Below are 12,444 nucleotides of genomic sequence, written 5' to 3'. Positions count from 1 at the left end.
GGCCAAAACGCGCCGCCCGCTGCCCCCCGCCCTGCTCGATACGCTGCGCGCCGCCTTCGGCGAACGCGTGTCGACGTCCGACGCGGTGCGCGAGCATCACGGCCGCGACGAGTCGCCGTTCGACCCGCAACTGCCCGACGCGGTCGTGTTCGCGCACACCGCCGACGAGGTGCGGCAAGTCGTGTCGCTCTGCGGGCTCCATGGCGTGCCGCTGATCCCGTACGGCGCGGGCTCGTCGCTCGAAGGGCACCTGCTCGCGGTGCGCGGCGGCGTGTCGCTCGACCTGTCGGCGATGAACCGCGTGCTGTCGATCGACGCGGACGACCTGACCGTGACGGTCGAGCCGGGCCTCTCCCGCAAGGCGCTCAACGACGCGCTGCGCGACACCGGCCTGTTCTTCCCGATCGACCCGGGCGCGGACGCGAGCATCGGCGGGATGACCGCCACCCGCGCATCCGGCACCAACGCCGTGCGCTACGGCACGATGCGCGAGAACGTGCTCGGCCTGACCGCCGTGCTCGCCGACGGCCGCGTCGTGAAGACCGGCTCGCGCGCGCGCAAGTCGTCGGCCGGCTACGACCTGACGCGCCTGTTCGTCGGCTCGGAAGGCACGCTCGGCGTGATCACGGAAATCACGCTGCGCCTGCATCCGCTGCCGGAAGCGGTGTCGGCGGCGGTCTGCGCGTTTCCGACGATGGGCGACGCGGTCCGCACCGTGATCGAGACGATCCAGATCGGCGTGCCGATCGCGCGCGTCGAGTTCGTCGACGCGCTCGCGGTGCGCGCGATCAACCGCCACTCGAACCTGACGCTCGCCGAAGCGCCGACGCTGTTCTTCGAATTCCACGGCACCGAGGCCGGCGTGAAGGAACAGGCCGGGCTGGTCGAATCGCTCGCCGCGCAAAACCGCGGCCAGGGCTTCGAATGGGCGACCCGCCCGGAAGATCGCAGCCGCCTGTGGGCCGCGCGCCACAACGCGTTCTTCGCGATGCTGCAGCTGAAGCCGGGCTGCCGCGCGGTCACGACGGACGTCTGCGTGCCGATCTCGCGGCTCGCCGCCTGCGTCGAGGAAACCGAAGCCGACCTGCGTGCGTCGTCGCTGCCCTGCCCGATCGTCGGTCACGTCGGCGACGGCAATTTCCACGTCGCGATCCTGATCGATCCGGCCAAGCCGGAAGAACTGCAGCAAGCCGAGCGGATCAACGAGCGGATCGTCGAGCGCGCGCTGCGCATGGGCGGCACCTGCACGGGCGAGCACGGCGTCGGCCTGCACAAGATGCGCTTCCTGCCGAAGGAGCACGGCGAGAACGCGATCGATGCGATGCGCGCGATCAAGCTCGCGCTCGACCCGCGCAACCTGATGAATCCGGGCAAGATTTTCACGTGCTAGCCGCGCGTGGCGTACGCGCCGCGCCCACCCAGGAGCAGACATGAACGCCCCCGACACGTTGCCGGCCGAGATGCGCGCGCAGCGCCAGCGCGAAGTCGTGCAGGCGCTGATGGCCGTGTTGCCGACGCATTGCCTGCTGTATCGCGACGAAGACACCGCGGCGTACGAGTGCGACGGCCTGTCCGCGTACCGGCGCCTGCCGCTCGCGGTCGCGCTGCCCGAGACCGAATCGCAGGTGCAGCGCATCGTGCAGATCTGCCGGCGGATGGAAGTGCCGATCGTGCCGCGCGGCGCGGGCACCAGCCTGTCGGGCGGCGCGCTGCCGATCGAGCTGGGCGTCGTGCTGTCGCTCGCGCGCTTCACGCGCGTCGTCGAAGTCGATCCGTATGCGCGCACGGCGACCGTGCAGCCGGGCGTGCGCAACCTGGCGATTTCCGACGCTGCGGCGCCGTTCGGGCTCTATTACGCGCCCGACCCGTCGTCGCAGATCGCGTGCACGATCGGCGGCAACGTCGCCGAGAATTCCGGCGGCGTGCATTGCCTGAAGTACGGCCTCACGGTCCACAACGTGCTGCGCGTGCGCGCGGTGACGATCGACGGCGAGATCGTCGAGTTTGGCTCGCTCGCGCTCGACGCGCCGGGCCTCGACCTGCTCGCGGTGACGATCGGCAGCGAAGGCATGTTCGTGATCGTCACCGAAGTCACCGTGAAGCTGATCCCGAAGCCGCAGGCCGCGCAGCTCGTGATGGCGAGCTTCGACGACGTGGTCAAGGGCGGCGAGGCGGTCGCCGCGATCATCGCGTCGGGGATCATCCCCGCCGGGCTCGAGATGATGGACAAGCCGGCGACGCAGGCGGTCGAGACGTTCACGCACGCCGGCTACGACCTCGACGCCGCCGCGATCCTGCTGTGCGAGTCGGACGGCACGCCCGAGGAGGTGGCCGAGGAGATCGTCCGCATGACGGCGGTGTTGCGCGAGCACGGCGCGACGCGCATCCAGGTGTCGCGCACCGAGAGCGAGCGGCTGCGCTTCTGGTCGGGCCGCAAGAATGCGTTCCCGGCCGCCGGGCGGATCTCCCCCGACTATTACTGCATGGACGGCACGGTGCCGCGCCGCGCGATCGGGCCGCTGCTCGCCCGCATCGAGCAGATGGAGACGCGCCACGGGCTGCGCTGCATCAACGTGTTCCACGCGGGCGACGGCAACATGCATCCGCTGATCCTCTACAACGCGAACGATCCCGACGAGCTGCACCGCGCCGAGCTGTTCGGCGCCGAGATCCTCGAAACCTGCGTCGAGCTGGGCGGCACCGTCACCGGCGAGCACGGCGTCGGCATGGAAAAGCTCAATTCGATGTGCGTGCAGTTCTCGCTGCAGGAGCGCGACGCGTTCTTCGCGGTCAAGCGCGCGTTCGATCCGCCCGCGCTGCTCAACCCGGACAAGGGCATCCCGACGCGCGCGCGCTGCGCCGAATACGGCCGCCAGCACGTGCGCCGGGGGCTCCTGCCGCACCCCGACATTCCGCGCTTCTGAACGCCCCGCGCGCCGCCGCATCGTCCCCGGCGGGCGTGCGGCGGATTTTTCGTGCGCCTAGGGATAGTCGCGATGTGCGTTCATTTCCGCCCGGTACAATCGACCGGACCGACACACGAAACGACAACCGATCATGGAAGAGGACGACATCGTCGCCAGTTGGGCCGAGCGCATCCGCGCCGCCAGCGCCGACGGCCTGGCGCTGCGGATTCGCGGCGGCGGGACCAAGGACTGGTACGGTCAGACACTCGACGGGGAGATCGTCGATACGCGCGCGTTCCGGGGCATCGTCTCGTACGATCCGGCCGAGCTCGTCGTGACGGCCCGCGCGGGCACGTCGCTCGCGCAGCTCGAGGCGACGCTCGCCGAGCACGGCCAGATGCTGCCGTTCGAGCCGCCGCACTTCGGCCGCGCGGCCACCGTCGGCGGCTGCATCGCCGCGGGGCTCGCCGGCCCGCGGCGCGCGACGGCCGGCGCACCGCGCGATTTCGTGCTTGGCGTCGCGCTGATGAACGGGCGCGGCGAGGTGCTGCACTTCGGCGGCCAGGTGGTGAAAAACGTCGCCGGCTACGACGTGTCGCGGCTGATGGCCGGCTCGCTCGGCACGCTCGGCCTGATGCTCGAACTGTCGATCAAGGTGCTGCCGCTGCCGGTCGCCGAAGCGACGCTCAAGTTCGAAATGAGCGCGACCGACGCGGTCCGCAAGCTCAACGAATGGGGCGGCCGCGCGCTGCCGGTCAGCGCGAGCGCATGGCGCAACGGCACCCTCGTGCTGCGCCTGTCCGGTGCGGAGTCCGCCGTGAAGTCCGCGAAGACCGCGCTGGGCGGCGAAGTCGTCGACGCGGTCGAGGCCGAGCGCTTCTGGGAAAACCTCCGCGAGCAGACCGATCCGTTCTTCAACGGCATCCCGCCGGGCTACGCGCTGTGGCGGCTGTCGCTGCCGTCGATCACCGAGCCGATGCATCTGCCCGGCACGCAGCTGATGGAATGGGGCGGCGCGCAGCGCTGGTGGATCACCGACGCGGACGCGCAGACGGTGCGGATGAGCGCGAAACAGGCGGGCGGCCATGCGACGCTGTTCCGCGCCGGCGACGCATACGACCGCAGCGCCGGCGTGTTCACGCCGCTGCCCGCCCCGCTGATGAAAATACACCGTGGCCTGAAAGCCGCGTTCGATCCGGCGCGCATCTTCAACCGCGGCCGGCTCTACCCCGATCTCTGAGAGCGCGATGCAGACGAACCTCGCCGATTTCATCCGCAACACGCCCGACGGCGACGAGGCCGACGCGATCCTGCGCAAGTGCGTGCATTGCGGGTTCTGCACCGCCACCTGCCCGACCTACCAGTTGCTCGGCGACGAGCTGGACGGCCCGCGCGGGCGCATCTATCTGATCAAGCAGCTGGTCGAGGGAGCGAACGTCACGCGCAGCACGCAGCAGCACCTGGATCGCTGCCTCACCTGCCGCAGCTGCGAAACCACCTGCCCGTCGGGCGTCCAGTTCGGCCGCCTGGTCGAGATCGGCCGCAAACAGGTGGAGGCGAAGGTGCGCCGGCCGGCGTCGCAGCGGCTGTTTCGCCGCCTGCTCGCGAGCTTCGTACCGAACAGCGTGCTGTTCTCACCAGTGATGCGGCTCGGCCAGCACGTGCGGCCGCTGTTGCCGAAGCGCCTGCGCGACAAGGTGCCGCCGCGCACGCGACTGCTCGAATGGCCGCACCGCTCGCATGCGCGCAAGATGCTGATGCTGGCCGGCTGCGTGCAGCCGTCGATGCTGCCGAACATCAACATCGCGACCGCACGCGTGCTCGATGCGCTCGGCATCGAGACCGTCGTCGCGCCCGACGCCGGCTGTTGCGGCGCGATCCGGCTGCACCTGAACTATCACGACGAAGCGCTCGACGACGCGCGCCGCAACATCGACGCATGGTGGCCGTACGTCGAGCAAGGCGTCGAGGCGATCGTGATGAACGCAACCGGCTGCGGCGCGACGGTGCTCGAATACGCGCACCTGCTGCGCGACGATCCGGCGTATGCGGAGAAGGCGCGGCGCATCGTCGCGCTGACGCGCGACATCTCCGACGTGCTGCTCGCGTTCGAGGCCGAGCTGGCGACGCTCGCGCGGCGCCGCGCGATCCATACGGTCGCCTATCATCCGCCCTGCACGCTGCAGCACGGCCAGCAGTCGCGCGGCAAGGTGGAACGGCTGCTGGAGACGCTCGGCATCGACGTGCGCCTGCCCGCCGACAGCCACCTGTGCTGCGGCTCGGCCGGCACCTACTCGCTGACGCAGCCGTCGCTGTCGTACCGCCTGCGCAAGCAGAAGCTCGCGAAGCTGCAGGCGCTCGATCCGCAGATGATCGTGTCCGGCAACATCGGCTGCATCGCGCACCTGCAGAGCGGCACGCAGATCCCGGTCGAGCACTGGGTGGAACTCGTCGAGCACCTGCTGTACGGCTAGGACCTGTTCCCGCCAATGACGGACTGGCGAACGTGCCCTGAGCCCCGCCCGCTCCGCATCCGGCCCGTATAATGCGAAGCGATGCGCCGCGCGCGTGCGGCGCGCCCGCTCTCGTGCCCGTCATGTCCGATCTCGCCGCCAGTCTCGAATCCGTTCACCGCCGTATCGCCGACGCCGCTCGCGCCGCCGGCCGCGATCCCGCCTCCGTCACGCTGCTCGCCGTCTCGAAGACCTTCCCCGCCGACGCGGTGCGCGCCGCGCACGCGGCCGGGCAGCGCGCGTTCGGCGAAAACTACGTGCAGGAGTCGATCGACAAGATCGACGCGCTGGCCGATCTGCGCGCCGGGCTCGAATGGCACTTCATCGGGCCGCTGCAGTCGAACAAGACGCGTCCCGTCGCCGAGCGATTCGACTGGGTGCATTCGGTCGACCGGCTGAAGATCGCGCAGCGGCTGGCCGAGCAGCGGCCCGCGCACCTGCCGCCGCTCAACGTCTGCGTGCAGGTCAACATCAGCGGCGAGGCGTCGAAAAGCGGCGTCGCGCCGGACGAGGTCGCCGAGGTCGCGCGCGCGGTCGCCGCGCTGCCGTCGCTGCGGCTGCGCGGCCTGATGGCGATCCCCGAGCCCGCGGGCGACCCGGATGCGCAACGCGCACCGCACCGCGCGCTGCGCGCGCTGTTCGATACGCTGCGCGCCGGCGGCCTGCCGCTCGACACGCTGTCGATGGGCATGTCGGCCGACCTCGAGGCAGCCGTGCTCGAAGGCGCGACGATCGTACGCGTCGGCACCGCGATCTTCGGTGCGCGCGATTATTCCCACTGACTCACTGCTTATCCCGACATCATGAAAATTGCATTCATCGGCGGCGGCAACATGGCCGCGGCACTGATCGGCGGCCTCATCAAGCGCGGCGTGGCCGCGAGCGGCATTCTCGCCATCGACGTCAACGCGGACGCGCGCGCGCGCACCGAGCAGCAGTTCGGCATCCGCACCGCCGCGGCCATCGACGCGGCGCTCGCCGATTACGACGCGGTCGTGCTCGCGGTCAAGCCGCAGGTGCTGAAGGACGTCGCGCAGGCGCTCGCGCCGCACCTGAAGTCGCAGCTCGTGATCAGCATCGCCGCCGGCATTCGCGGCACCGACCTGTCGCGCTGGCTCGGCGGCTACGCGCGCATCGTGCGCACGATGCCGAACACGCCCGCGCTCGTCGGCATGGGCGTGACGGGCCTCGCCGCGCTGCCGGGCGTCGACGCCGCGGGCCGCGAGCTCGCATCGGGCGTGCTCGGCGCGGTCGGCGAGATCGTCTGGTTCGACGACGAGTCGCAACTCGACGCCGTCACCGCGATCTCGGGCAGCGGCCCCGCGTACGTGTTCTATTTCATCGAAGCGCTGCAGGAAGCGGCGCACCGCCTCGGGCTGAACGACGAGCAGGGCCGCGCGCTCGCGGTCGCGACCTTCACCGGCGCGGCGCAGCTCGCCGCGCAGTCCGGCGAGCCGGCCAGCGTGCTGCGCGAGCGCGTGACGTCGAAGGGCGGCACGACGGCGGCCGCGCTCGCGTCGTTCGACGCGCAAGGCGTGAAGGAAGCGATCGTGCGCGGCGCGCTCGCGGCGGAAGCGCGCGCGAAGGAAATGGGCGACGAACTCGGTCAGGGCTGAACGGGCGCGCGGCGGCGGCGCGCCCGCGCCGCGCTCAGAAACCGGCCACCGCGTAGTGCGCGGCGATCCCGGCGAACAGCACGCCGCCCAGCCAGTTGTTGTGGCGGAACGCCGCGAAGCACGGCATCCGCTCGCGGTCCTTGATCAGCGTGTAGTGATACGCCGCGCAGCCGGCCGCCGCCGCCCAGCCGGCCCAGAACGCGAGGCCGAAGCCGAGCGTCGCGCCGACCCACACGTAGATGCCGAGCGTCACCGCATAGCACGCCATCACCGCCGCGACGTCGAAACGGCCGAACGTGAGCGCCGATGTGCGGATGCCGATCTTGATGTCGTCGTCGCGATCGACCATCGCGTATTCGGTGTCGTAAGCGACCGACCAGAACACGTTCGCGACCAGCATGATCCACGCGAGCGGCGGCACCGTGTCCTGCACGGCCGCGAACGCCATCGGGATGCCGAAGCCGAACGCGATACCCAGATACGCCTGCGGAATCGCGAAGAAGCGCTTCATGAACGGATAGGTGCCGGCGACGATCACCGCGACCACCGACAGCTCTTTCGTCAGCGTATTGAGGGGCAGGATCAGCAGGAAGGCAACGAGCGACAGCGCGGCCGCGATCGCCAGCGCCTCCCACGCGCGGATCTTGCCGGACGTCAGCGGGCGGTCCGCCGTGCGCTTCACGTGACGGTCGAAGTCGCGGTCGGCGTAATCGTTGATCGCGCAGCCTGCCGAGCGCATCAGCAGCGTGCCGAGCGCGAAGATCGCGACGAGCGGCCAGTCCGGATGGCCGTTCGACGCGATCCAGAGCGCGTTGAGGGTCGGCCAGAGCAGCAGCACCGTGCCGATCGGCTTGTCCATCCGGACGAGCCGCCAGTACAGGGGAAAGCGGGCAGTCATGAGGAAATACCGGGGAAGATAATCCCGGCATTGTAGAACCGAGCGGGTTGCCGCGTCATGTCGCGAACCGCCGCGCGACTGCCGCGCGGCCGGTGCGCAGGCGTGGCGCCGCGGGCGGCGCACTGGCCGCCCGCGCGCGCCCGTTACTTCGCCAGCTCCGCGAGCGCCGCCTTCACGCCGTCGGCGTACGCCGGATCGATCTTCGCGAAGTGCTCGACCGCACGCGCGACGATGTCCTGCGGCACGCCGTGGATGTGGCGCGCGATATTGCCGAACAGGCGCGCCTTCTCGCCGGCGTCGAACAGGCGGAACAGCGCCGCGGGCTGGCTGTAGTAGTCGGCGTCCTCGCGGTGATCGTAGTGATCGACCGCACCCGCCTGCAGTGCGGGCTCCCGCGCATGACGGTCCTGCGCGAAGTCGCCGAAGCGGTTCGGCTCGTAGTTCGCGTGGCCGCCGAGGTTGCCGTCGGTACGCATCGCGCCGTCGCGGTGAGCCGCATGGAACGGGCAGCGCGGCGCGTTCACCGGAATCTGATGATGATTGACGCCGAGACGGTAGCGCTGCGTGTCGCCGTACGAGAACAGCCGGCCCTGCAGCAGGCGGTCCGGCGAGAAGCCGATGCCCGGCACGACGTTGGCCGGCGTAAACGCCGCCTGCTCGACGTCCGCGAAATAGTTCCGCGCGTTCCGGTTCAGCTCGATCACGCCGACGTCGATCAGCGGATAGTCGTTGTGCGGCCAGACTTTCGTGATGTCGAACGGGTTGTACGGCACCTTCGCCGCGTCCGCTTCCGGCATCACCTGGATGCGGAACGCCCAGCGCGGGAAATTGCCCGCGTCGATGTTCGTCACCAGGTCGCGCTGCGCACTTTCGCGGTCGCCCGCGATCACCTGCGCCGCTTCGGCGTCCGTGTAGTTCTCGATGCCGTTCAGCGACTTGAAGTGGAACTTCACCCAGAAACGTTCGTTGTCCGCGTTGTAGAACGAGAACGTGTGCGAGCCGAAGCCGTGCATCTGGCGATAGTTCTTCGGAATGCCGCGGTCGCTCATCAGGATCGTGATCTGGTGCAGCGCTTCCGGATGGCGCGTCCAGAAGTCCCACGCGGCGACGTTGTTGCGCAGGTTCGTGTACGGGTCGCGCTTTTGCGTATGGATGAAATCCGGAAACTTCAGCGGATCGCGGATGAAGAATACCGGCGTGTTGTTGCCGACCACGTCCCAGTTGCCCTCTTCCGTATAGAACTTGATCGAGAAGCCGCGCACGTCGCGTTCCGCGTCCGCGGCGCCGCGCTCGCCCGCGACCGTCGAGAAGCGCATGAACAGCGGCGTTTCCTTGCCGACCTGCGAGAACAGCGTCGCCTTCGTGTACTTCGAGATGTCGTGCGTGACCTTCAGCGTGCCGAACGCGCCGGAACCCTTCGCATGCACGCGGCGCTCGGGGATCACTTCGCGGTCGAAATGGGCGAGCTTCTCCAGCAGCCACACGTCCTGCAGCGCGACCGGGCCGCGCGGGCCGGCCGTCAAGGTGTTCTGGTTGTCGGCAACCGGTGCGCCGGCGGCGCTCGTGAGTTTCTTGCTCTCGGACATTCTGTGCTCCTCTCTGGCTGAATGGCTAACAACGTATCCGGGTGGGGAACGATTCCCCGGTGACGGCCGCGTTGGGCGTTTCCCGGCGGACCGGCCTGCGGTGCGGCGCCGATCCATGCGAAGCATTCTATTGATTGCTATCGATTATTTGAATTTGATTACTTTTATCTATTCGATAGGCAAAAATAAACGGGGCCGCAAGGCCCCGTCCTGTCGGCGTGCGCGCGCGGCGCGCCCGCTCAGTTGATCGTCGCCGGCATGTCGAGCTTCGCGACGCCGGGCAGATCGCATGCGGCGATCGCGTCGCTGATTGCGTCGATCGCGGGCATCCGCGTGAAGCTCTTGCGCCACACCAGCACGACGCGGCGATCCGGCACCGGATCGCTGAACGGCACGTACGACAGCAGGTCGGCGTCCGGCCCGTTCGCGTGCGGCCGCACCTCGGCGACCGACATCCTCGGCAGCACCGTGATGCCCACGCCGCTCGCCACCATGTGGCGGATCGTCTCGAGCGACGAGCCCTCGAAGGTCTTCTGGATGCCGTCGGCCGTCTGCGAGAAGCGCATCAGCTCGGGGCACACGCCGAGCACGTGATCGCGGAAGCAGTGCCCGTTGCCGAGCAGCAGCATGGTTTCCTGCTTGAGATCGGCCGCGTCGATCCTGCGGCGCGTCTCCCACGGATGGCCGGACGGCAGCGCGACGACGAACGGCTCGTCGTACAGCGGCCGCACCATCAGGCCGGTTTCCGGGAACGGCAGCGCCATGATCGCCGCGTCGATCTCGCCCTGCTTGAGCAGCTCGAGCAGCTTGAGCGTGTAGTTTTCCTGCAGCATCAGCGGCATCTGCGGCACCCGCCGGATCATCTGCTTGACGAGCGTCGGCAGCAGGTACGGCCCGATCGTGTAGATCACGCCGAGGCGGAACGGCCCGACGAGCGGGTCCTTGCCCTGCTTGGCGATCTCCTTGATCGCGAAGGTCTGTTCGAGCACGCGCTGCGCCTGCGTGACGATCTGGTCGCCGATCGGCGTGACGCTCACCTCGCTCGCGCCGCGCTCGAAGATCTGCACGTTCAGTTCGTCTTCCAGCTTCTTGATCGCTACCGATAGCGTCGGCTGGCTCACGAAGCACGCTTCGGCCGCGCGGCCGAAATGTCGCTCGCGCGCAACCGCGACGATGTATTTCAATTCAGTCAGCGTCATTGTGGGTCAATCAAATAGATACAGGCGATAGGTTTAATTTATACACCGCCAGCGGCGATTCGCCAACCTTCTCCGCACAATCGGCCGCAAACATTGCGCTTTGACATCCGACCCTCGAACAGTCGGGCGGCCTTCACGCCTTCAGATATTGCTCGCGCGCGCCGAGCCAGCGGGCGAGATGCTGCGTGACGACGTCCGGATACCCGGCGATCAGCCGCGCCGCCGCTTCGCGGGCCGGCTCGATCAGCCAGCCGTCCTCCTCGAGATTCGCGAAGCGCAGCATCGCCGCGCCGGACTGGCGCGCGCCGAGGAACTCGCCGGGGCCGCGGATCTCGAGGTCGCGCCGCGCGATCTCGAAGCCGTCGGTCGTCTCGCGCATCGTCTTGAGCCGCGCGCGGCCCGCGATCGACAGCGGCCCGCTGTACAGCAGCACGCAGACCGACGCAGCCGTGCCGCGCCCCACCCGGCCGCGCAGCTGATGAAGCTGCGCGAGGCCGAAGCGCTCCGCATGGTCGATCACCATCAGCGACGCGTTCGGCACGTCGACGCCGACTTCGATCACCGTCGTCGCGACCAGCAACTGGACCTCGTTGCGCGTGAACGCGTCCATCACGGCCGCCTTGTCGGCGGGCGAGAGCCGGCCGTGCACGAGCCCGACCTTCAGCTCGGGCAGCGCGGCGGCGAGCGTTTCGTAGGTGTCGACGGCCGTCTGCAGCTGCAGCGTCTCGCTCTCCTCGATCAGCGGGCAGACCCAGTACACCTGGCGCCCCGTCAGCGCCGCCTCGCGCACCCGCGCGATCACCTCGTCGCGCCGCGCGTCGCCCACCAGCCGCGTCAGCACCGGCGTGCGGCCGGGCGGCAGCTCGTCGATCGTCGACACCTCGAGATCCGCGTAATAGGTCATCGCGAGCGTGCGCGGAATCGGCGTCGCCGACATCATCAGCTGGTGCGGCTGGAAGCCCTGAGCGCCGTCCGCCGCGTTGGCCGCCTTCGCGCGCAGCGCGAGCCGCTGCTCGACGCCGAAGCGGTGCTGCTCGTCGACGATCACGAGGCCGAGCCGCGCGAACTCGACTGTGTCCTGGATGATCGCGTGCGTGCCGATCACGAGCTGCGCGGTGCCGAGCGCGGCGGCTTCGAGCGCCGCGCGCTTGTCCTTCGCCTTCAGGCTGCCCGCGAGCCACGCGACGGACACGCCGAGCGGCTCGAGCCACGCGCGCAGCTTGCGCGCATGCTGCTCGGCGAGGATTTCGGTCGGCGCCATCAGCGCGGCCTGGTAGCCGGCGTCGATCGCCTGCGTGGCGGCGAGCGCCGCGACCACCGTCTTGCCGCTGCCGACGTCGCCCTGCAGCAGCCGCTGCATCGGATGCGGCTGGATCAGGTCGTGCGCGATCTCGTCGACGACGCGCGCCTGCGCGCCCGTCAGCGAGAACGGCAGCGCCGCGTACAGGCGCGTCGTCAACGCGCCGCCGTCGCCCGCCGCGTGGCGCGGCATCGCGGGCGCGGCACGCGTGCGGCGCTCCTCGTGCGCGCGCTTGAGCGACAGTTGCTGCGCGAGCAGCTCGTCGAACTTGATGCGCGTCCACGCGGGATGCGTGCCGTCCATCAGCGCGGTTTCGTCGGAATCGACGCCCGGGTGGTGCAGGATCCGCACCGCGTCCGCGAGCGACGGCACGCCGAGCGGCTTCAGAAACGCGTCGTCGATCTCGGGCGGCAGCAGTTCCGGCAG

General features: G+C 69.4%; 10 protein-coding genes. 6 read left to right on the top strand and 4 right to left on the bottom strand.

Annotated elements, in window-relative coordinates:
• The first annotated feature begins 19 nt into the window (after positions 1-19).
• The 6 genes from LIG30_RS01260 (at position 20) to proC (ending at position 7,035) form a co-directional block, all read left to right on the top strand.
• Positions 20-1,390, top strand: a complete 1,371-nt coding sequence (locus tag LIG30_RS01260; RefSeq protein WP_235510129.1) for an FAD-binding oxidoreductase — start codon at positions 20-22, stop codon at positions 1,388-1,390.
• Between the two features lie 40 nt (positions 1,391-1,430).
• A complete protein-coding gene (locus tag LIG30_RS01255; RefSeq protein ID WP_038708980.1) occupies positions 1,431-2,924 on the top strand; it encodes an FAD-linked oxidase C-terminal domain-containing protein in 1,494 nt (497 codons plus the stop codon).
• 133 nt (positions 2,925-3,057) lie between these two features.
• Positions 3,058-4,146 (top strand): glycolate oxidase subunit GlcE, encoded by a 1,089-nt coding sequence (glcE, locus tag LIG30_RS01250; protein ID WP_038708979.1) that lies wholly within the window; start codon positions 3,058-3,060, stop codon positions 4,144-4,146.
• A 7-nt stretch (positions 4,147-4,153) separates the two neighbouring features.
• Positions 4,154-5,380, top strand: a complete 1,227-nt coding sequence (gene glcF, locus LIG30_RS01245) for a glycolate oxidase subunit GlcF (RefSeq protein WP_038708977.1) — start codon at positions 4,154-4,156, stop codon at positions 5,378-5,380.
• A gap of 122 nt (positions 5,381-5,502) precedes the next feature.
• A complete protein-coding gene (locus tag LIG30_RS01240) occupies positions 5,503-6,201 on the top strand; it encodes a YggS family pyridoxal phosphate-dependent enzyme (protein ID WP_038708984.1) in 699 nt (232 codons plus the stop codon).
• Between the two features lie 21 nt (positions 6,202-6,222).
• Positions 6,223-7,035 carry a pyrroline-5-carboxylate reductase gene (gene proC, locus LIG30_RS01235; RefSeq protein WP_038708976.1) on the top strand — a complete coding sequence of 271 codons (813 nt, stop codon included), beginning with the start codon at positions 6,223-6,225 and terminating at the stop codon, positions 7,033-7,035.
• A 34-nt stretch (positions 7,036-7,069) separates the two neighbouring features.
• Here proC and ubiA read toward each other — a convergent pair whose 3' ends face one another.
• From ubiA to recG, 4 genes are all read right to left on the bottom strand, one after another.
• The gene (gene ubiA / locus LIG30_RS01230) at positions 7,070-7,933 is read right to left on the bottom strand and encodes a 4-hydroxybenzoate octaprenyltransferase (RefSeq protein WP_038708975.1); all 864 of its coding nucleotides are present in this window, start codon (positions 7,931-7,933) and stop codon (positions 7,070-7,072) included.
• Positions 7,934-8,076: 143 nt separating this feature from the next.
• Positions 8,077-9,519 carry a catalase gene (locus LIG30_RS01225; protein ID WP_038708972.1) on the bottom strand — a complete coding sequence of 481 codons (1,443 nt, stop codon included), beginning with the start codon at positions 9,517-9,519 and terminating at the stop codon, positions 8,077-8,079.
• A gap of 239 nt (positions 9,520-9,758) precedes the next feature.
• Positions 9,759-10,718, bottom strand: a complete 960-nt coding sequence (locus LIG30_RS01220) for a hydrogen peroxide-inducible genes activator (RefSeq protein ID WP_038708971.1) — start codon at positions 10,716-10,718, stop codon at positions 9,759-9,761.
• Between the two features lie 133 nt (positions 10,719-10,851).
• A partial coding sequence (gene recG, locus LIG30_RS01215) for an ATP-dependent DNA helicase RecG (RefSeq protein ID WP_038708969.1) occupies positions 10,852-12,444 on the bottom strand: 1,593 nt, incomplete at its 5' end.

The sequence above is a fragment of the Burkholderia sp. lig30 genome, from assembly GCF_000687455.2.
In the GTDB taxonomy this organism is placed as follows: Bacteria; Pseudomonadota; Gammaproteobacteria; order Burkholderiales; family Burkholderiaceae; genus Burkholderia.
The sequence above is the reverse complement of the archived record's forward strand: the minus strand, read 5'-3'. Positions and strand labels throughout refer to the sequence as shown.

What these genes read in the sequence shown, in the direction of transcription:
- LIG30_RS01255 (WP_038708980.1), top strand. Translation starts at nt 1,431, where the DNA reads ATGAACGCCCCCGACACGTTGCCGGCCGAGATGCGCGCGCAGCGCCAG.
- glcE (WP_038708979.1), top strand. Translation starts at nt 3,058, where the DNA reads ATGGAAGAGGACGACATCGTCGCCAGTTGGGCCGAGCGCATCCGCGCC.
- glcF (WP_038708977.1), top strand. Translation starts at nt 4,154, where the DNA reads ATGCAGACGAACCTCGCCGATTTCATCCGCAACACGCCCGACGGCGAC.
- LIG30_RS01240 (WP_038708984.1), top strand. Translation starts at nt 5,503, where the DNA reads ATGTCCGATCTCGCCGCCAGTCTCGAATCCGTTCACCGCCGTATCGCC.
- proC (WP_038708976.1), top strand. Translation starts at nt 6,223, where the DNA reads ATGAAAATTGCATTCATCGGCGGCGGCAACATGGCCGCGGCACTGATC.
- ubiA (WP_038708975.1), bottom strand. Translation starts at nt 7,933, where the DNA reads ATGACTGCCCGCTTTCCCCTGTACTGGCGGCTCGTCCGGATGGACAAG.
- LIG30_RS01225 (WP_038708972.1), bottom strand. Translation starts at nt 9,519, where the DNA reads ATGTCCGAGAGCAAGAAACTCACGAGCGCCGCCGGCGCACCGGTTGCC.
- LIG30_RS01220 (WP_038708971.1), bottom strand. Translation starts at nt 10,718, where the DNA reads ATGACGCTGACTGAATTGAAATACATCGTCGCGGTTGCGCGCGAGCGA.